The organism is Pedobacter sp. UYEF25, assembly GCF_054061655.1.
Genome location: NZ_JBSSEL010000014.1, coordinates 1 through 19,115, shown reverse-complemented (window position 1 = coordinate 19,115; position 19,115 = coordinate 1). Strand labels below are relative to the sequence as shown.

General features: G+C 39.6%; 18 protein-coding genes. 5 read left to right on the top strand and 13 right to left on the bottom strand.

The genetic code is table 11. The annotated features are described in order from the left end of the window. Positions 1-6 precede the first annotated feature (6 nt). Positions 7-663: an MgtC/SapB family protein gene (locus tag ACVWYG_RS13525; protein ID WP_457270766.1), complete on the top strand. Its 657-nt coding sequence runs from the start codon at positions 7-9 to the stop codon at positions 661-663. 13 nt (positions 664-676) lie between these two features. Here the strand turns inward: ACVWYG_RS13525 and ACVWYG_RS13520 are convergent, their stop codons facing one another. Further along, positions 677-1,672, bottom strand: coding sequence for an energy transducer TonB (locus ACVWYG_RS13520; RefSeq protein WP_457270765.1), 996 nt, complete (start codon positions 1,670-1,672; stop codon positions 677-679). 88 nt (positions 1,673-1,760) lie between these two features. Here ACVWYG_RS13520 and ACVWYG_RS13515 point away from each other — a divergent pair, with 88 nt between their 5' ends. Further along, on the top strand, positions 1,761-3,185 hold the full coding sequence (locus ACVWYG_RS13515; RefSeq protein ID WP_457270764.1) for an L-serine ammonia-lyase: 1,425 nt from the start codon (positions 1,761-1,763) through the stop codon (positions 3,183-3,185). 79 nt (positions 3,186-3,264) lie between these two features. Here the strand turns inward: ACVWYG_RS13515 and ACVWYG_RS13510 are convergent, their stop codons facing one another. Both ACVWYG_RS13510 and ACVWYG_RS13505 read right to left on the bottom strand, forming a co-directional pair. Beyond that, positions 3,265-4,143: a cupin-like domain-containing protein gene (locus ACVWYG_RS13510; RefSeq protein ID WP_457270763.1), complete on the bottom strand. Its 879-nt coding sequence runs from the start codon at positions 4,141-4,143 to the stop codon at positions 3,265-3,267. A 268-nt stretch (positions 4,144-4,411) separates the two neighbouring features. Further along, positions 4,412-4,963 (bottom strand): fasciclin domain-containing protein, encoded by a 552-nt coding sequence (locus tag ACVWYG_RS13505; protein WP_457270762.1) that lies wholly within the window; start codon positions 4,961-4,963, stop codon positions 4,412-4,414. Between the two features lie 241 nt (positions 4,964-5,204). Here ACVWYG_RS13505 and ACVWYG_RS13500 point away from each other — a divergent pair, with 241 nt between their 5' ends. The 3 genes from ACVWYG_RS13500 (at position 5,205) to ACVWYG_RS13490 (ending at position 8,477) form a co-directional block, all read left to right on the top strand. Beyond that, positions 5,205-6,245 (top strand): hypothetical protein, encoded by a 1,041-nt coding sequence (locus ACVWYG_RS13500; RefSeq protein ID WP_457270761.1) that lies wholly within the window; start codon positions 5,205-5,207, stop codon positions 6,243-6,245. Between the two features lie 94 nt (positions 6,246-6,339). After that, the gene (locus ACVWYG_RS13495) at positions 6,340-7,287 is read left to right on the top strand and encodes a tryptophan 2,3-dioxygenase family protein (RefSeq protein WP_457270760.1); all 948 of its coding nucleotides are present in this window, start codon (positions 6,340-6,342) and stop codon (positions 7,285-7,287) included. A gap of 125 nt (positions 7,288-7,412) precedes the next feature. Then, positions 7,413-8,477, top strand: a complete 1,065-nt coding sequence (locus ACVWYG_RS13490) for a branched-chain amino acid aminotransferase (RefSeq protein ID WP_457270759.1) — start codon at positions 7,413-7,415, stop codon at positions 8,475-8,477. 55 nt (positions 8,478-8,532) lie between these two features. Here the strand turns inward: ACVWYG_RS13490 and ACVWYG_RS13485 are convergent, their stop codons facing one another. From ACVWYG_RS13485 to ACVWYG_RS13440, 10 genes are all read right to left on the bottom strand, one after another. Continuing rightward, positions 8,533-9,099 (bottom strand): DUF3109 family protein, encoded by a 567-nt coding sequence (locus tag ACVWYG_RS13485; protein WP_457270852.1) that lies wholly within the window; start codon positions 9,097-9,099, stop codon positions 8,533-8,535. A 4-nt stretch (positions 9,100-9,103) separates the two neighbouring features. After that, positions 9,104-9,874 (bottom strand): DUF3108 domain-containing protein, encoded by a 771-nt coding sequence (locus ACVWYG_RS13480; RefSeq protein WP_457270758.1) that lies wholly within the window; start codon positions 9,872-9,874, stop codon positions 9,104-9,106. 150 nt (positions 9,875-10,024) lie between these two features. Then, on the bottom strand, positions 10,025-10,540 hold the full coding sequence (locus ACVWYG_RS13475) for a DUF2480 family protein (protein ID WP_457270757.1): 516 nt from the start codon (positions 10,538-10,540) through the stop codon (positions 10,025-10,027). 59 nt (positions 10,541-10,599) lie between these two features. Beyond that, the gene (locus tag ACVWYG_RS13470; RefSeq protein WP_457270756.1) at positions 10,600-12,684 is read right to left on the bottom strand and encodes a SurA N-terminal domain-containing protein; all 2,085 of its coding nucleotides are present in this window, start codon (positions 12,682-12,684) and stop codon (positions 10,600-10,602) included. A 145-nt stretch (positions 12,685-12,829) separates the two neighbouring features. Continuing rightward, entirely contained in the window at positions 12,830-13,402 is a 573-nt protein-coding gene (gene lptC / locus ACVWYG_RS13465; protein ID WP_457270755.1) for an LPS export ABC transporter periplasmic protein LptC, read from the bottom strand. A gap of 4 nt (positions 13,403-13,406) precedes the next feature. Beyond that, the gene (locus ACVWYG_RS13460; protein WP_457270754.1) at positions 13,407-14,702 is read right to left on the bottom strand and encodes a hypothetical protein; all 1,296 of its coding nucleotides are present in this window, start codon (positions 14,700-14,702) and stop codon (positions 13,407-13,409) included. 6 nt (positions 14,703-14,708) lie between these two features. Continuing rightward, positions 14,709-15,437 carry a type III pantothenate kinase gene (locus tag ACVWYG_RS13455; RefSeq protein ID WP_457270753.1) on the bottom strand — a complete coding sequence of 243 codons (729 nt, stop codon included), beginning with the start codon at positions 15,435-15,437 and terminating at the stop codon, positions 14,709-14,711. 174 nt (positions 15,438-15,611) lie between these two features. Continuing rightward, positions 15,612-16,592 (bottom strand): DUF6427 family protein, encoded by a 981-nt coding sequence (locus tag ACVWYG_RS13450; protein WP_457270752.1) that lies wholly within the window; start codon positions 16,590-16,592, stop codon positions 15,612-15,614. 178 nt (positions 16,593-16,770) lie between these two features. Then, complete coding sequence (locus ACVWYG_RS13445) at positions 16,771-17,760, bottom strand: glycosyltransferase family protein (protein ID WP_457270751.1); 990 nt, start codon at positions 17,758-17,760, stop codon at positions 16,771-16,773. A 1,159-nt stretch (positions 17,761-18,919) separates the two neighbouring features. Continuing rightward, a partial coding sequence (locus ACVWYG_RS13440; protein ID WP_457270750.1) for a hypothetical protein occupies positions 18,920-19,115 on the bottom strand: 196 nt, incomplete at its 5' end.

The following is a 19,115-nucleotide window of genomic DNA, read 5'->3' as shown; positions in this document are numbered from 1 at the left end:
ACGCTGATGAATCAATTGTTCGAGCACAGCCAGTTTATCACACAAAGTGAAGTAAACAAATTTTTACTTACTATATTGTTGTGTGGATTGATCGGCGCTGAAAGAGAATATCATAGCAAATCTGCTGGATTAAAAACCATGATTATGATCGGCTTGGGGGCCGCGTTATTTACAATTCTTTCTGTAAAAATTGGGTTGAATAGTCATGATCGAATTGCTTCGAACATTGTTACAGGGATCGGCTTTTTAGGTGCAGGTGTAATTTTTAAAGAGGATAATAAAGTGAACGGCTTAACAACGGCATGCGTCATTTGGATTGTCGCTGCGATAGGAATGGCTGTAGGTGCAGGGTTTTTTGAGCAAGCGACTAGTGTAACGGTAGTTGTAATTTTAGCACTACTGGTTTTTCCGTTTATAGAAAAACTTATCGAACGCAGATTTACCAGACGTGTTTATCGAATCGTAAAAATTTACGAGAACGAAAGTTTAGACCATTATGAAGAAGAAATAAGATCTTCTAAATTAAAATTTACCCGAGGAAAACAACAATTGGCAGGCAGCAGAATCAGCGGTGTTTGGATTGCGATTGGAAGTCCTAAAAATCACAAGCGTTTTGTAGATAAAATGTTAAATGATAAAAAACTGGTGGAGTTTGATTTTTAGCACCTTCGTAAACTTAAGGTCGAAAGTCAAATTTTTGATTGTAAGCGTAATTAAATGGAATGCCCCTAAATTGTGCGGGCCGCCATCTTGGAGATTTATATAAAATGCGGGATGCTTCTAAATCTAGCGTTCTATTTTTAGACTCATCAATCTCCACATCAGAGATTTTTCCGTCTCCAGCGATTAGATAACGAGTTTTTACTACCCCCTTAATTCTGTTTCCAGTAGCATCGACAGGGTATCTCGTATTTTTCGAAATATAGCGGTACCAAGCGGCAATTCCTCCTCGAAATTCTGGCTTTTTTCTTATTACCTTGTATTTAAACTTTTCCCCGTCTTTTGTAGTTTCTCCTCCAAGCATCTTACCGTTAACGTAGGTTTCCACAAACGACTCATGTCGATTTGGATAAAAACCAGTCCATGTGCCATTTTTATAACCATTTATATAATTTCCTTCTTCAATTTTCTCCTCCTCGCCACTGTCAATTACTTCACGAAAATGCCCATTCCCATTTTCAACAAATACTTTGCCTGTAGAATCTGCCTCAAACATCCGCTTTTCCATCGGAAAATCGTCAGAAAAATCACTTATATTATTCTCGATTAGAGTTTTAGCATCTTTTGAACCAGGGAATTCGGTTTTTCTTTTAACTTTTCCGTTAGAATAATAGTCGGTCGATATCCCTACGGGCTCGCCATCTTGATAATTTTTAACTTCTTGCCGTTTCCCATTGCTGTCCAACCTTGTAATCCAACCTACAAACTTCAATTCAGGCTCATATGCAGATAAATAGCCGAGCGTCTTTGGGTTTCCATTTTTGTATAGTTCTTTAAATTCAAATCGCATCTTTGTCGAGTCCAGTGGCTGAATTATCCTAATAAAATCTGCTTCATCTTTAGTTTGAACTTCTTTGCCATCGTTTTTTAAGAGATAAACCTTTTCGATTTGTTGCGCGGCAACAGTTAAAGTTAAGCCAACAAAAACGAGCGTCAGAAAGGATAGTTTCATAATGAATGAGGTTTGGTCTAAATATATAAAAAAACAGTTGCTTATGGTATATTTGAATTTCTTAGTCAGAAATTTATTAATTAGCTAAATGAAAGAGCAAATCTCTGTTTTCGATATTTTTAAAATAGGCATTGGTCCATCAAGCTCTCATACGCTTGGCCCTTGGCGTGCAGCACAGCAATTTATTGCCTCGCTACAATTAAAAAATCTATTGGTAGAAATAGAGGGGATAAAAATTTTGCTGTATGGATCTTTGGCAAAAACAGGTAGAGGTCACGGAACAGACATCGCTATTTTTTTAGGCCTTTCCGGTGCAGATCCTGTAACGTTCGATGTGGAATTGGTAATGCCAACCTTTTATGCCATCAAAACAAACAAGCAGCTTACGCTTGCAAACCATGTAATAATTCCGTTTGATTATGACTCGGATTTATTATACCTTTTCAATGAAACCCTTCCTTTTCACCCCAACGGTTTAACGTTTCAAGCCCTTTTAAAAAATGGTACAGCTTTCTCCGCTACCTATTTTTCAATCGGCGGAGGTTTTGTGGTTAAGGAAGGTGAGCTTACAGACGACAGTAATATGGTAGATTTGCCGTTTCCGATTGAAAATGCAAAGGAATTGCTTCATTGGTGTTTATCTACCGGATTAAAAGTGAGTGAAATTGTGTTGGAAAATGAACTCGCTTGGCGAAAGGAAGCAGAAACGAGAAAAGGTATTTTACAGCATTTCGCAGTGATGCGAGATTGTACTTATAGAGGTTGCCACACTGGAGGCTTTTTACCCGGTGGCCTTGAGGTTGGCAGACGCGCAGCTAAACTGAATAAAAAACTGATCGGCAGCAACGACTATCATGATTATGACAGTTGGCTCAATGCCATTAAAATGGGAGGCAATGGATTTAATTATATTTTAGATTGGGTAAGTTGTTTTGCCCTTGCGGTAAATGAAGAAAACGCGTCTTTTGGCCGTGTAGTAACCGCGCCAACCAATGGGGCTGCAGGCGTAATTCCGGCGGTACTTCAATATTTTATGGCTTTTTGCGATGGGTATACGGAAGATAAGATTGTCCAGTTTATTGCATGCGCTTCAGAGATTGGGAGTATTTTTAAAAAAGGCTCAACCATATCTGCCGCCATGGGAGGGTGCCAGGCCGAAATCGGGGTGTCATCTGCCATGGCAGCAGCAGCGCTTACCGAATGTTTGGGCGGTTCCCAGCGACAAGTGTTGATGGCTGCAGAAATCGCAATGGAACATCATTTAGGCTTAACATGCGATCCGATAGGCGGTTTGGTACAAGTGCCATGTATTGAGCGAAATACCATGGGTGCTATAAAAGCCATTACAGCCAGTCAGCTTGCGTTGCAAAGCAACCCTGATAAGGCTAAGGTAAGTTTAGATGCCGTGGTAAAAACCATGTGGCAAACCGCTCAAGACATGAACGTAAAATACAAGGAAACTTCCGACGGCGGATTGGCCATCAACATACCCTTGAGCTTGCCTGAGTGTTAATTGATAGGTTAGGCAACGGAAATTAATTCAAATGCAAATTTAAAACAGCTGTCTGCCTTATTTTTAGAACGAAAGCCGATCAAGGCCTATTTTTAGCCAATGCTTTTTCAGCACGAACGACGGCCAGTTTCTCGCGATAACCAGCATATTTTTCCTTAAACATCATTTTAATCGCGCTATCTACTGCGCCGTGGGTGAAGAGACTCCAAACGCTTGCAATTTTGCGGCCAATCGAGGCATCCCAAGCCCGCAAACTTAGCGAAAAAGACCCGTCTAAATACTTCATCCAATGCCACATTCCGGTAGGCATAAATAAGGTATCGCCATGTTCTAAAAACGTCTCATAACCTTTAACGCCGTTTAAAGCAGGGAATTTTTTAAAATCGGGATTGTCAACTTCGTAATCTTCTAACGCATAAGTTGCATTCGGCAAACAGTAAAGACGTTCTTTCCACTCATTGTCAAATAAGATGATGTGTTTTCTGCCACCAAAATGAGTGTGAAAAATGTGCGGCAAATCAATGTCGTAATGTAAGAAAGTAAAAGAGTTAGAACCTCCAAAAAACATTGCAGGCATACTCTCTATGAAACCGCCCATCAAATCTTTTGGAATTTTAATATCGTTGATAAGACTTGGAACCTTTTTAAAAAGGTTAAAAAAGAATATCCTTAATTCAGTTGGTTCGCGTTTGATCAAATCTAAATACTCCCCAAACTTCATGTGAGCGGTCGCCGCATTTATAGGTTTTGATGGATCTGCCTTAGAATTGTCGTACAGCGGCACTTCTAAATCTCCGGCAATCTCTTTAAGATAGTCGGTCGTCCATTTTTCTCTAGCAGGCCAATCTTTTGTTAACCCTTTTATAACCAATGGACGTCTTTTATCCAGATAATTTTTCTTAAAATCTTCTGGACTAATCTGTTCTACGGTATCTACAGGTTTTAAAATGAAGCTCATAATATTGACATCTAGTTTTTGAAACTCAATCAGCAAAAGTGTAAATTTTATTCCATTATAAAAATACTGCTTAATAATTGAGTTGTAAATTTCATTCGGATAAGATTGTCTTGTTCACCTCTTTTAAAGGAAGAGGTGGTGTTATTTTGTATAATCTGCCTAGGATCGTTTTGAAAGCCATAGGTTAAGAATAGACATTTCACTAACAAAAAAACCGTTCCTACCCCCAAAGTAGAAACGGTCATAAACCAAACTCAATCCAAATATCTTAATTCGGCATTAAAACGGTATCAACAACGTGAATTACACCGTTTTTCTGATAAACGTCTGCAATCGTTACTGTGCTCATTCCGCCTTTTTCATCTGTCAACATCAATTTTCCACCTTGCATAGAAGCAGTAAGTTTACCACCTTCTACAGTTGTCAATTCTGCTTTTCCGTTGCCTTTTTTAATTGCTTTTGCAATTGCTTTGCTATCCATTTTACCTGCAACAACGTGGTAAGTTAAGATTTTTGTTAGCGTAGCTTTGTTTTCTGGTTTAACCAATGTTTCAACAGTTCCTGCTGGAAGTTTGTCGAATGCCTCATTAGTTGGTGCAAATACAGTGAATGGTCCTGCGCTTTTTAATGTTTCAACTAAACCTGCTGCTTTAACCGCTGCAACTAAAGTTGTATGGTCTTTAGAGTTTACTGCGTTGTCTACGATGTCTTTTGTAGCGTACATAGATGCTCCACCAACCATTGGATTTTTTTGAGCGAAAACTTGACTTGTGAACGCCAACGTTAAGATGGCAATTCCTGATAGAACTAATTTTTTCATTTTTTTATTTTTTAAGTTTTGAATATTTGCCTTAATGTACGATAGGTTTCAAGCTACGGTTTTCGGGCAAAGATTAAAGATGTTAATCGGATGACTAACAGCATCATCGGTTTATTTCTATTGCACTTAATTTGGTTCTTAAGCGCTTGTGAGCTTAGATTTTCGCTCGATCAAAAAATTTTTCGCCCAATAGACTCCCGCACCGTTGTTTGCTATAATTTTTTCTTACATTAACCTAGTTATGGATCAGGAAGTAAAAATATCTAAGAAGAAACCCATTTATCCAATCTCAATAGCCTTGCAAAAGTATTTGAAAAGCTACCAAAGAGATGCAAAAATGCCGATCAAATACAATGACTTACTTGCGTTTGATGAAGCCTTTCCAATTATGGATAAGTTTGGTAAAGATTCTCTTTGGGAGTCTCCAATTTATCCGCAGAGCCAATTAACTCGCGTACATGACGGCCTAAAAGTACTCTATGCAAAATTAAAGGCTTCCGGAAACCTGCGCATTGTCGAGCATAAATACATAGATAAAATAGAATATTGTACGTTCGGCAATACGCATCCATTCCGCATTAGAATCGTAAATCGGTTAAACGATGTATATGATTATTTTTATGTGAAGAAGGCAGACGCCTCTAGAATTTACGGCCTAGAAATGGAGGAAATCCTTTCTCCCAATCATGTAAATTATGTGGTGGATGGAGATACGTTGGTAGAGGAGCATATTGCAGGCATTCCGGGCGATGTGTTTACCAAAGGACAGCTATTTACCCCTGGGTACAATCCTACACGCATCGCTAAAGAGTTTGTTAAATTTAATGAACGTTGTCTGATTATGCTGTTGGGAGACATGAGGGCGTATAATTTTGTGGTTCAAATAACGCCCGATTTTGACGACATTCAATTTAGAATACGTGCAATAGATTTCGACCAAGAATTTTACGAGGGCAATATTAAAATTTATCAGCCGCAGTTCTTCAAAGAAAATTATCCATATGTAAAAATGAGCATGGAAAAACTGACCGATAAAACGGTGCTTCAGTACCAGCAAGAGGAGCGGTCTTCCATCGTACATCGGGTAAGAAGCGAAAGGCATAGAATTAAGGATTTGAGAGACGTATCTAAGCATGAGCAGCTTTCCCCACCAGAAAATGTACTTCAGCTAAAGGAGGGAATGGCAGCTTTTTTTAAAGACCTAAGCTATCTAAATTGTAGTTGTATGACAGACATCATCGAACTTAATGTTAAAAATATGATCAGGCAGATTGAATTATGATTCGAAAGCCATCGCATAGAATGACTGGAAGCCAATGTGGTAGGATACATAGCCCATTAAAAAAACGCGATCAACCTATTAAATTACCTATTTGATGAAGTTTTCTGACGAAATTAATGAAAAGATAGAATTGCTGCAGCAGAAATATGCCGCTCTTGGTCAAGACATGCCGGCTTATTTGGATGGGTTGCTGAATGCAGATTTTTTAACCTACTGGGACTACATTCATTTAGATACGCTTTTAAGCTTACAGACGCCTAAAACCTCATTGCCAGATGAGGAGATTTTTATCATGTACCACCAAATAACCGAGCTGTATTTTAAGCTCACTTTGCATGAGTGCAATCAGATCTGTAACCATCCGCAATTGGGCGCTGATTTTTTCTGCTCGCGCTTAAAGCGGATAAATGCCTATTTCACCGCCTTAACAACTTCCTTCGAGGTGATGGTAGACGGAATGGAGAAAGCACAGTTTTTAAAATTCAGAATGTCGCTCCTTCCTGCCAGCGGTTTTCAATCGGCACAATATAGATTGATAGAAATTGCCGCCACTGATTTTGGCCGCTTGGTACAAAAAGAAAAACGCGAAAGTTTGCAGACCGCCAGCATAGTGGAACAATTTGAACACATTTATTGGAAATTTGGTGCGACAGAACTTGCCACTGGCAAGCAGACGCTTACCCTAAAACAATTTATTAAAAAATACGGATCAACATTTTTAGAATTTGCAAAAGATCATGTCCAAAATAATTTTGCAGCTTTATACCATAAATTAGATGGGCAGGGCAATGACCTTAACGAACTAGCAAATCAAATGCGCAGGTTCGACATGCTCGCAAATGTAAACTGGCCTTTGGTGCACTATAAGTCTGCGGTTAGATATTTGGATAAAAAGCCATCAGAACTCGTAGCAACAGGTGGCACCAATTGGCAAAAATATCTGCCTCCCAGATTTCAAAAGAGAATTTTTTATCCTTTTTTATTTACCGAATCACAATTGGCAGATTGGGGGAAAGCTTGGGTAATGGACGCCATCATTTAGAGAAAAAATAAAGATTAAATTCAGAAGACACAATTTTTGTTAATTTTGCTGCCTGCGAATTAAAGTTGATTTTGTGGATTTAAATCCAATCCATGTCAGCTGTTAGCACCTAAAAAATAAAGAATATGACAGATACGTTAGACATAAGCATCACCAAGGCAAATAAAAGTCGTTTAACAACCACCGATTTTAGTGAGCTGCCTTTCGGAAAGGTTTTTTCCGACCATATGTTTACGGCGGATTTTGAAGATGGACAATGGACAAATCTTCAGATTGTGCCTTACGGTCCAATTGCAATGAGTCCGGCAATTTCTGCTTTGCATTATGGTCAGGCCATTTTTGAAGGTTTAAAAGCCTATCGTTTGCCTGACGGAAAAATCAGCATTTTTAGAGCCCAGAAAAATTTCGAGCGTTTTAACAAATCTGCCTCACGAATGTCTATGGCAACCTTGCCAGAAAATATTTTTATGGAGGGTTTGGCTGCATTGGTTAAACTAGATGAGCGATGGGTGCCGGCTCAAGAGGGCTATTCACTATACATCCGCCCTGTAATGTTCGCTACCGATCCATATTTAGGCGTTCGCGCATCAGAAAACTATAAATTTGCTTTGCTCACCACACCTACCGGACCATATTACAATAAAGCATTAAAAGTAAAAATAGAAACAGAATATACCCGTGCAGATGAAGGTGGAGTAGGATTTGCAAAAACTGCCGGCAATTATGGCCGTTCTCTTTATCCGTTTGAAGAAGCAAAAAAGCAAGGTTTTGACCAGCTTATTTGGACTGATGCCAACACGCACGAGTACATAGAGGAAGCTGGAACAGCAAATTTGTTATTTGTAATAGATGGAAAATTGATTACGCCATCAATCCGTAGCACGGTGTTAGATGGGGTAACGAGAGACACGATACTTACGCTCGCTAAAGCAGAAGGCATAGTGGTGGAAGAACGTAGGGTTTCTGTAAAGGAAGTGATAGCAGGGATAGAGAATGGCACATTAACAGAGGCTTTTGCTGCAGGAACTGCCGCAACGGTGACTCAATTGGGCGAAATAGGTTATCAAGGTAAGTTGTACACGTTGCCTAATCCTGCCTCTCGACCAATTTCAAACGGCATTGCTAAAACGCTGAACGACATCAGATATGGCCTAGCACCAGATACCTATGGATGGAACTGGGTCATATAAAAAAAAAATTTTAAGGAACTTAGCTTCGGGAAACCGGGGCTTTTTTTATGCCTGCTTAGCGCATTGCTTCGACAGATTCTTCAAGCTCTTTATACCACGCTTCCCCATATTTTCTAATCAACGGGGTTTTTAAAAAGCTGTATACGGGTACTTTCAATGCGCTACCAAGTGTGCATGCATCATGGCAAATGTGCCATCTATCGTAGTTTAGCACTTCAAATTCTGGATATTTTGTAATGCGAATCGGATAAAGGTGGCAGGAAAGTGGTTTCTGCCAATCTACAATGCCGAGCTCGTAAGCCTTTTCTATGGCGCATTTGGTAATGCCTCCCTCAAACAAAACGTAGGCACATTCCTTATTTCCATCCACACAGGGCGTTGTCAAGTCGCCATCAAGATCTACTACAGAAGTGCCCTGTTCCTCTATCGCCTTAATCCCTTTTTCATTTAAAAGATGCTTTATTTTGGGATAAATTTCTTTTAAAATGCTGGTTTCAGACTGGTCTAAAGGTGCTCCAGCATCGCCTTCTACACAACAAATGCCTTTACACTTACTTAAATTGCACACAAAGCTTTCTGTTATTACGTCTTCATGCACGAGCACTTGGTCTACTTCAATCATCATTTTATTTCGCTATCGGATATTTTAAGCCAGAGGCAGATTTCAATTCCATGGTTACCGCACCAACCAAAATCTCTACCTCTGCTTTTACTGGTACTCGGTTGCCATCATCAGTTACCCAAAGATACAGTCTGCTGTCTTTTTTAAAAATGCGTCCAGGTTTTATAGATGGACTAAATTTTAAACAGCGAATTTTTCCAAGTTCTGTATCTACCACTTCCTTACCCATATATTCCACTTCCAAAGCAGAGATGTCATCTTGTAAAAAGTAATTAATTTTAAATTTATCGCCAATTTTTAACTTGGAAATGTCCAGACTTCGTGCAAAATAATACGCAGATACCAAATCGAAAGTTTGATTTGTGGGCGGAGTAAATGTGCCGCGATTAGAAACCACCTTCTTTCCTTCTTGGTAAAAACGTGCTTTATCTTGCCGACGATAACTGCTTTCTCGAATATTTTCTTGGTAAAAATAGGGGGTGAGCGCTTCTTTGTCGATGTAAGAATCATATCGATCCCTAACCTTATAAAAGAGATCAAAGGTGCCAGAGGTGTGGGCATCAACCGATAGCCGAAAAGTAGGACGGTTATCAAATTTCAAATCCGAGTTTGATACTTTAATGCTTGCTTCCGCTGCCGTAATAAAGCCATACTTTAGCTTATAGTTGAGCACCTCGCCGTTTTGAAAAACAGGCTCTTTTACCACTTCCATTTGCTGTGCTCGGGCATAGCCTATTAGAAACAGACTTGTAAAAAGAAGAATGATTTTTTTCATTTACTTGCTTTTGGATGGTGATTCGCTTCGGTAATTCTTAGGTTTTCTGTAAAACAACGCAAAAAACAATCCAATTATTTATTTCATTAAAACTTCAACTGTTTTATCGAATTTAAAAGTATTTCACGCCCATCAGCTGCTGCGCAGGATTTAATCTTTACGTTTAAACACGGGTACGGTAGAACATGGCTCACCAAACATAATGCTTTTTACGATAGGTGACAAAAGATTTGTAATCTCCACATAAGCCGAAACAGGGATTTCTATCGCTCCACAGCCTTTAACAACCACACGTTCGTTGGCATATTTTTCGAGTGGTATCTTAGCCAATGCTTTGGTAAAAAGCACGGTTTCCAATCCTTGTAGGTCAGAGAAAACCGCCTCATTGGCGTAAGTTTTTAATCGGTTGGCCAATAGCATGTAGGCCCAAGTGGGCACTATTGCATCCGCAGAACAAATAATAGCCACATTCTTGTCTTGATATTGAGCCCAGTTATGGGCTTTGATAAATTCACGAAAATCTTTTTCTCTCAGCATCAACCCTTGAAACAGGTTTTCTTTGATGTCATAAACGACACGCTCACCTTGGTGATAAAACTCTTCTAAGTTTAGCGTAATCAATCCACTGTTTAAGACTTTATTAACAAAATTTTCTTGAATTTCCATATTGAGCAAAAAAAAGCCGCAGCAAAACTTGCTGCGGCTACAAAATTACATATTTCTAATTAATAGAATTTCACACGATTGTCTTTAATCTTGGCGTTGTCTTGCAAGGCCTTAAATGCTGCGCCTAAGCTGCGTTGAGTTACTGCTTGTAACATCGTTTGCTTTTGCTGGAACATATTCGCTATTGGCGCAGGATTCGTAAACCCTTCCACACTAAACACGTATACGCCCTTGTCGCCAGTAACTGGTTGCGATAATTTACCAGGTTGACTGCCAAATACACTACCTACCAAAGTAGCTTCTTGAGCAACGCCAGGCAATACCGGATTGGCAAACACAATATTTTGGACTGGCTCAATCTTACTCCCTACTTTGCCGGCAATCTGGTCCAAACTTCCTGTACCAGCTTTGCTAAATTTATCGGTCAACAGTTTTGCCTTCGCAGCGGCCATAACCATTGGTTCAATTTCTTTCTTCACATCTTCTAAAGGTAAAATGCCTTTAGGCTTAACATCCGTTAAATGCGCAATTACAAAGGAATTGGTCATGTTGTAGATTTCTGGCAACACATCCCCTTTATCTGCCGCAAATGCGGCTTGGATGACTTTACGTGGATTGTCCAAATTTGGTGCAAAGCCTTGTACAGCCGTTACTTTATCTGCAACTTCTACTTTTAAGTTTTTCTCCTTTGCATATTTCGCAAAATCTTTTCCTTTAACATCGGTTAGGAACGTGCTTGCTGCTTTATAAGCTGCGTCTCTAGTTCTGCTACTTGGATCTAATGCTTTCTCAATGTAGGCAATCTTAACCACCTTCTGCGAGCCAATTTGTTTCTCGATTTTTAGGATATGTATTCCGAATTGTGATTTAACCACTTTTAAATCCCCGGGTGTTCCGTTAAATGCAGCCTCTTCAAATTCTGGAACCATCGCGCCACGAGCAAATGTACCAAGTTCGCCACCTTTATCTTTCGATCCGTCTATGCTGTATTGTTTTGCCAATTCAGCAAAATTGCCACCTTTTGAAATCACTGCTTTCAAAGAATCTGCAAGTTTCATTGCTTGATCTTCTCCACCTAATTTTGCAGGATCCAATAAAATATGACTTGCTTTTACAGAATCTGGCGAAAAGCGAGTATCTATCACTTTCGCCATTTTGTAAGAATTGCCAGTTAATTTTGGACCGTAAAAACTTCCGGCAGGAAGCGCAAATACAGCTGAATCTACGGCAGGATCTAATTTTCCTTTTGCGGTATACGTGTATGGAACTTTTACGTCAGAATTAATTGCTGCAAACAAAGAGTCGTTCGGAGCAGTTTGAAATTCTGAATAGATTTTATCCACTTGTTTTTTTACAGATGCAGAATCTGCATTGGTTGGCAACACATTGAAATTTACATATTCAAAACTTCTTGTTTCCTGAGGATTGTCGAATCGTTCCTTATTTTCGCTGTAATAGGTATTGTAGTCTTCTTCTGTGAGCTTTACAGATGCATCTGGGATCGAGGCATAATCCAAACCTGTGTATTTAAAGTTCGCCAACTTATTTCTGTTGTTGTATTCGTCTGTCGCCTCCAAAGAAGTTACATAAATTGAGTTACGGATTAGGTTGCTGTATTTATTCTGCAAGGCCTGATTTTTAACTTCCTGTTGCAACAAATTGCTTTGATTTATGGCGCCCGGATCTTTAGACTTTAAGAAGTTCATCAAAGAAGCACGGTCTAATAACCCGGTTTGTGGATTTGTAAAATACTGCTTAATTAACGGACTTGGATTTGAACCTTGTAATAAGTCTAACAACTCATCATCAGAAACAGTTAAGCCTGTTCTTTCGTATTCTTTATTTAAAAGCACACTGGCCATTTCTTGATTCCAAGCCTGATCTACCGCCATGGCAGTCATTTGAGGATTTACGTTGTTGCCGTACTGTTGTTTAAACTGATTTAAGCTTTGGTCTACCTTCGGACCAAAATCATCTATGTTTACGGTAACCCCATCAATAGAGCCTACAGCTTTTTGATTTGCAGCCCAAAAAGGCTTTCCCACGTTAATTGCATCACCAACCAAAAACGCAACAATTGCAAAACCGATGGCAAACACCAAGATGTAGCCGGCACGATTGCGCAAAAATGTCATTATTCCCATATTGTACTTTATTATATTATCTTTTTTTGAAAGGGCGCAAGATACAAAATTGACTTAAAAAAGAAAACTCTTATTTTTTATCCTAAAACCTAAAATAAGTCGCCTGGTATTCCGTGCTCATTCTCGTTTTTTTACTTAGAAAGCACTATGGAATAAGGTTTTCTTTTGGCTTAATTTCTGCACTCCCTGTTCTTATTCTGTAGGTGCTAAAATCTTGGGGCGACTCAAAGTCCATGCCTCTCACACTGTTTCCATCCACCGTATTTACCGTAACCGGCAAATTTGAATAAAATAGCTTTTTAGCTTCATCCCATATCAATTCTTCAGAAGAGAAAGTATCGCCTTTGCTATTTTTAACCACCACGTGTTTTTTAAAAGTTGTTTTTTGCTCAGAATCCTTTTTAATGGCATATTCTGAAGTTAGGGTACCGTCTATTTTCCCTTCCTTGTCGAAGAAATCTATACTCACTCCTTTAATCATTTCTTGGTAGGTACCGCCAGACGATGGAGTGATTTTATCTAAAATAGGCGCCACACCTTTCGCCTTCACCTGCGCAGAATCGCTGTATACAATCTCTACACCGAGTGTCCGCTCTCTAGAAAAAGTTATTTTTTTAGACGAAATGGCATTTACGTTTTTTAGATCATCGCCCACACATCCTGCTAAAAAAAGCGGTATGAATAAAGAAGCGCTGAGCAAAAAAGCAATTTGTTTCATTTCATTAATAAACCTTGTAGCGTTGAAACCACTTATCGTTAATCGTAAAACCAAGGTGTAGATTTAAATACCTTTCTCTGATTAAGTCGTTGGCCAATGTTCCCCGCTGACCTGCTTCTGCGGTGAAATTTATTTTGTAGAAAGTTTTTCCTGCATTGGCCGCCGGAAGCGGAAATCCAAACCCGATGGAGGCGCCATACTGATTTACGTCTTGTCCGGCAATGTTGATGTAGGTTTTATCATATTTAAAGCCAAGTCTGTAGTCTACCCGTTTGAAATAACTGTTGTAAGAAGCAGCGTCTGGTGTAAACTGACCGCCCAAAGAAGCTCCCCAGCTGTCTTGAAGACTTTGATTTACCCCATTAATGTTCATCTCAGACCATTTACTCATCCTAAAATCGCCACCGATCAACCACTTTTCGCCTTGCATCGAGATGCCAAAATTATGCATCAAAGGTAATTTAAGGGTAGATTTATTTCCTATAACTGCGCTAAGCGTATCTGCAGCAGTGTTCTCGTCTCCGGTTGCATTATAGGTATACTGTGTTGCAAAAAAGGATTGAGTAGAACTAAGTTTTCCATTGTAGCTTCCAGAATAACCAAGTGTTATCAGCGTTTTCTTACCTGCTATAATGTCGTATTGGACGCCATAAGAAAAATTGACACCACCAATGCTATTTTTATTTAACAGTTTTGCGTTAATGGCACCAGCACTATTGTATTCGGTAGCTCTAGAGGTTTGTAGATTTCCAAAAATATATTCTAAATTACCACCAATACGCAAATGGTCTCCAAAACGGTAGCCATAACCTAAAAAAGCTTTCGACAATCCACCTTCGCCTCGGTAAAGTTGATTGACAGACAATGTATCTTGTTTAACGGTATTCTGGAAAGAATATCCCAAGTTTGTATACGGTAAAAGGCCAAGGCTTAAGCCCGAACGGCGAGTTACCGGGGCTGCAAAAGCCAAATGACTAAGTGAAGCGTTGAAATCTTTTGCGCTAGTGGTGTTTTTATCAAACTGAGTAAAGGTTCCACTCATGCCCATATCTAGTGTAGTAAAGTTAATTCCGGCATAAGAAGCTGGATTTGCGACGTTGATGTAATTAAAGCCAGATCCCGGCAATCTATTTATCGCAGTAGAAATATCGCCCATGGCCCTTAACTGCGGCAAAAAAGAACCAGAGTAATTTCCCAATCCGTAGCTGGAGTAAGGAGAGGAAGTGGTCACCTGTGCCTGTGCAACGGCACCCAAACCAAGCACCATGATGGCAACGATATAATTTATTTTTTTGTACATTTTAATCTAAATAGCTTCATTTAATCCCTTTAATACTAAAAAAGGGTCAATTATTATTTGTGGCGCAAAGATGCTGTTTTGTAATTGCTTAAACAAAAAATTACCATCTCCACCTGTAATAATTACCTTTAAAGCATTGTGTTTGTCAGTATTTGAGGCTACAAAGCCCTTAATTTCATTAATTGTGCCCTGTAAAACACCATTTATAATGGCTGTACGGGTATTTGTTCCTTCATCAATTGCCGCTTCAGCATCCCAAGTTATTAAGGGCAGTCTTGCAGCAAAAGTATTTATCGCCTTAAACCGCATTGCAATTCCCGGACTAATACTCCCGCCATAATACTTTCTGTCGGCGGTGAGCAAATCGTAAGTAATGCATGTTCCTGCATCTATTACCAAAACCGCCTCCGTTTTAAAAGTGGCGTTTGCCCCTAACATGGCAGCCCATCTATCTAAGCCCAATGTGGCGGGCGTTTCATAGTTGTTTTCTACAATGGTTTTGGTCAACGTAGAAAACCTTTTGTAATGCGTGCGTGCTTTTAGAAATTCCTCAAAAGGCTCAACAGCATCGGCAACTGTACTTATAATGGCATAATGTGGATTAAATTCCTCCAGCAATGTTTCAAGTTCGTGGAGGGTAAACGCTTCGAATCGGCTAAAATGCGTAAGCACCGACCCATCAAATATCGCGGCCTTTGTAAATGAATTGCCAATGTCTAAACATAAATTTCGCATACACCTTCATTAACCAAAAAACGTCAAACTATTTTTAAAAACTTGTAGAATATTCGTCTCCAATTGTTAAGCGCTTCCGGTTTTAAAATAGATAAGAACAATACTTTAGGTAACATTATTGCACAAAGCTATTAATCTTTAACAAGTATCGCCGGTCTATTTTGTTAAAAAAAGTTAAACAAAAAGAAAATACTCCGTCGACAATACCAGCACTATAAATAGCGATTCGTAAAACCACCATTTCTTTGCATTGGCGAAATAATAGGAAAGAATTACTGCGCCTGGTGGTACACAAAGCAAGAAGTGCCAAATTCTAAAGGCCGAATTAAGGTAAAAACTCGCGCCTGCCACCAAAAACATCAAAAATAACAATTGGTAGGCTTTGCGCGTGCTGATAAAACTTCTGAAAAAACTTTGTCTAAGTTGAAGTAGGGCCAAGACAATGATGATCAAAATAGGAACAAGCACTAAATAGTCGCTATAGTCTATCTTAAAAATGGTGGGAAATTTATTGCTAAGCGGTTTCCAAATTTGATAGAAAACGCCAAAATTATCAGTCCAGTAATAGAACACAGCTAAAAAGAAGAAGACGGTCAAAAACCCCAATATCCCTACCATCCATTCTCTCCAATTAAACGGTCTATACAACAGCAGCGTTAAAAATACCATCACTAACATGGCAATAAATGGGAAATAAATCAGACTCCCAACGCCGATGATAAGGCCAATGTCGAAAATCATCAACAATGCATTGTTGCTTTTTCCCACTCTCAAAAACTTTGCGATAACCCAAATGAGAAAAAAGTTACACATCAAAACAGGGTTCAGCGTCATGAATGGCATAAAGAGACTCGCCGAAGTGATGTAGAGCAGGCCGGGTAAAAAGCTCTGCTTGCCAAGCAAGTTGTGGTTATTGACAACGGTATTAAAAATTAAAGCCTGTGCGAATGTCAGAATGGCAGCGAGAAGCACATTTGCGAAAGGCGACAGGATGTCGCCGAAATCTGTCCTAATAAGTAAATGCGCAAAAGGACCTAAAAAGTTGCTGCTCAGCTCATCAGGCAATTCATAAAGAATAGGAATGCGCAAAAAAGCCGTAAATAACAGCAAGTAAAGTATGTTAACGGGGGTAAGTTTTCTAAACTGATTAATCATTCCTAAAAGAGATGGGCAAAGTAAAGAAATTATTTACGATTTCGGATGGGAGACTGAGATTTGCAGTGCGCGCGCAGAACGATGGTAAAAATATCGTTATGCTTTCAATAGCCAGCAATCATCTTTGGCCTTTTTGCTTTAATTTTAATTTTGCCTTCGCCTCACTTTAAACTTCCTGTCAATCCTTGCGCCCATATTTCCTGACCACTTCATTTATAATTTGCTCCGTTTCATTCGGAAACTGGAACTTAAAATCTTGTGGATTGCACACCCAATCTTTAACCATTGGAAGCCAGTTTTTATTGCTCCCCCAAATAATGGGCAGTCCCAGCTGCTTAAGTGCATAAGCATTACACTGTTGTTCAAATTGATAGCGCATTGGGGCAACCAATAATTTTTTATGTAGAAAAAGAGCTTCTGCAGGACCTTCAAATCCACCGCCAGTTAAAAGACCTGTGCAACCCGCTAAACTTTTATTGTAAAGTAGGTTGTTTACAGGCTGTACGGTCACATTTCCTGCCTGATAACTTTGCTTGCTATGCTTAGAGAAAACCTGCCAGGCAACAGGTACCTGCTGTAACAAATCCACTAAAAATTCGTCGCCAACTGCTGGCAGATAGACCGTATAATGCCCTAAGTTTTCTGGTTTTAAATCCCTTATCTCTTGGCGAATAACGGGGGTAAAAATAAAATTGTCGTATTTAAGAAAATGAAAACCGATGTGTTGCGTGGTCGGCGCATAATGACTTAAAATTAATTTTCCCCAATCAATTGTTTTCGGTCGGGGAACTTTTTTAGATTTAAACGATGCCTGATGGCCAAAGGCTACGCTTTCCAATCCTTGGAGCTTGCAGGCCCAGGCGGTTACCGGCTCAAAATCATTTATAATTAGCTGATAATCCCCTAGTTTCAAACTTTTAATGTCTTTTCTAAATTGAAAAAGGTCCATGCTTTTCCACGTTTTATAGTGGTGTACGCCTCCGTGTGTACCATAAACAAAGCTAAAACCGTGTAACCTATGCTTTATAGGAAACCCTAAATCTACATCTGCCTGCGTGCCACTCAACAAAATATCCACCTCGCCGTGTTTTTGCAAAAGCGGAATAATGTCTCGCGCCCTGCTGATGTGTCCGTTGCCTGTTGCCTGAATTGCGTAAAGTATTTTCATCTAAAGGGCGCCAATATCCAAAATATATGCGCCATTTCATAGCAATATGTTGTCGAAATGTGTTTTGATTAACGGAAATCAATAAATAAGCGCTTATTGCGTAGAAGTTAACTGACAGATTTTCTTTTTTGGGAAACGATGTGCTCCAGTTACTTTAAACGGCGTTCGGGCTTTGCCCTGCAAGAGATCCTAATAGATGCTCGAAGTAAATTCTCGCGTTAACGGTTGGAGCGGTATCCTTTCCTTGGCTCGTTTGGCCAAGAAAGATTTAGCGGAAAGCGTGTTAAGACGCCCAAATTCTAATAGAAACGACCTGGATTGTTTATAAGCCAAAATGAGGACGGTTTATTTCTTTGATGCTCTTTAAAGAATTTCTTCTATTTGGAAACGATGTGCTCCAGTTACTTTAAACGGCGTTCGGGCTTTTCCCTGCAATCTTTCGCCTCGTTCCTCGGCGAAAGGATTTCCGGTTCAATCCCGTTTAGGAACGCGGGACGGTGCTGAGCTGTATGAGCCATCGCGAAAAAAATGTGTGAGAAGCATGATTGATGTTTAGGTCTTCTAAGTAAATTCTCGCGTCAACGATTTCCTTGGCCCGTTTGGCCAAGAAAAGATTTAGCGGAAAGCGTGTTAAGACGCCCAAATTCTAATATAAACGATTGGTGTTGTTTAATTCGAATAACGGTTTCATTAATAAGTTAATTGCCCGGAAACGGTGTGCTCCAGTTATTTTGAACGGCGTTCGGGCTTTTCCCTGCAATCTTTCGCCTCGTTCCTCGGCGAAAGGATTTCCGGTTCAATCCCGTTTAGGAACGCGGGACGGTACTGAAAACAGTAAGATCCATCGCATCAAAAACGGGTGAGAAGCATGATTGATGTTTAGGTCTTCTAAGTAAATTCTCGCGTCAACGATTGGAGCGGTATCCTTTTCTTGGCTCGTTTGGCCAAGAAAAGATTTAGCGGAAAGCGTGTTAAGACGCCCAAATTCTAATAGAAACTATTGGTATTGTTTATAAGCCAAAATGAGGAGGGTTTATTTCTTTGATGCTCTTTGAAGAATTTCTTCTATTTGGAAACGGAGTGCTCCAGTTATTTTGAACGGCGTTCGGGCTTTTCCCTGCAATCTTTTGCCTCGTTCCTCGGCGAAAGGATTTCCGGTTCAATCCCGTTTAGGAACGCGGGACGGTACTGAAAACTGTAAGATCCATCGCGAAAAAAATGTGTGAGAAGCATGATTGATGTTTAGGTCTTCTAAGTAACTTCTCGCGTCAACGATTGGAGCGGTATCCTTTTCTTGGCTCGTTTGGCCAAGAAAAGATTTAGCGGAAAGCGTGTTAAGACGCCCAAATTCTAAT

Excerpts from the sequence above, each read along its gene's own strand:
- ACVWYG_RS13525 (WP_457270766.1), top strand. The coding sequence starts at position 7 with ATGAATCAATTGTTCGAGCACAGCCAGTTTATCACACAAAGTGAAGTA.
- ACVWYG_RS13520 (WP_457270765.1), bottom strand. The coding sequence starts at position 1,672 with ATGAAACTATCCTTTCTGACGCTCGTTTTTGTTGGCTTAACTTTAACT.
- ACVWYG_RS13515 (WP_457270764.1), top strand. The coding sequence starts at position 1,761 with ATGAAAGAGCAAATCTCTGTTTTCGATATTTTTAAAATAGGCATTGGT.
- ACVWYG_RS13510 (WP_457270763.1), bottom strand. The coding sequence starts at position 4,143 with ATGAGCTTCATTTTAAAACCTGTAGATACCGTAGAACAGATTAGTCCA.
- ACVWYG_RS13505 (WP_457270762.1), bottom strand. The coding sequence starts at position 4,963 with ATGAAAAAATTAGTTCTATCAGGAATTGCCATCTTAACGTTGGCGTTC.
- ACVWYG_RS13500 (WP_457270761.1), top strand. The coding sequence starts at position 5,205 with ATGGATCAGGAAGTAAAAATATCTAAGAAGAAACCCATTTATCCAATC.
- ACVWYG_RS13495 (WP_457270760.1), top strand. The coding sequence starts at position 6,340 with ATGAAGTTTTCTGACGAAATTAATGAAAAGATAGAATTGCTGCAGCAG.
- ACVWYG_RS13490 (WP_457270759.1), top strand. The coding sequence starts at position 7,413 with ATGACAGATACGTTAGACATAAGCATCACCAAGGCAAATAAAAGTCGT.
- ACVWYG_RS13485 (WP_457270852.1), bottom strand. The coding sequence starts at position 9,099 with ATGATTGAAGTAGACCAAGTGCTCGTGCATGAAGACGTAATAACAGAA.
- ACVWYG_RS13480 (WP_457270758.1), bottom strand. The coding sequence starts at position 9,874 with ATGAAAAAAATCATTCTTCTTTTTACAAGTCTGTTTCTAATAGGCTAT.
- ACVWYG_RS13475 (WP_457270757.1), bottom strand. The coding sequence starts at position 10,540 with ATGGAAATTCAAGAAAATTTTGTTAATAAAGTCTTAAACAGTGGATTG.
- ACVWYG_RS13470 (WP_457270756.1), bottom strand. The coding sequence starts at position 12,684 with ATGGGAATAATGACATTTTTGCGCAATCGTGCCGGCTACATCTTGGTG.
- lptC (WP_457270755.1), bottom strand. The coding sequence starts at position 13,402 with ATGAAACAAATTGCTTTTTTGCTCAGCGCTTCTTTATTCATACCGCTT.
- ACVWYG_RS13460 (WP_457270754.1), bottom strand. The coding sequence starts at position 14,702 with ATGTACAAAAAAATAAATTATATCGTTGCCATCATGGTGCTTGGTTTG.
- ACVWYG_RS13455 (WP_457270753.1), bottom strand. The coding sequence starts at position 15,437 with ATGCGAAATTTATGTTTAGACATTGGCAATTCATTTACAAAGGCCGCG.
- ACVWYG_RS13450 (WP_457270752.1), bottom strand. The coding sequence starts at position 16,592 with ATGATTAATCAGTTTAGAAAACTTACCCCCGTTAACATACTTTACTTG.
- ACVWYG_RS13445 (WP_457270751.1), bottom strand. The coding sequence starts at position 17,760 with ATGAAAATACTTTACGCAATTCAGGCAACAGGCAACGGACACATCAGC.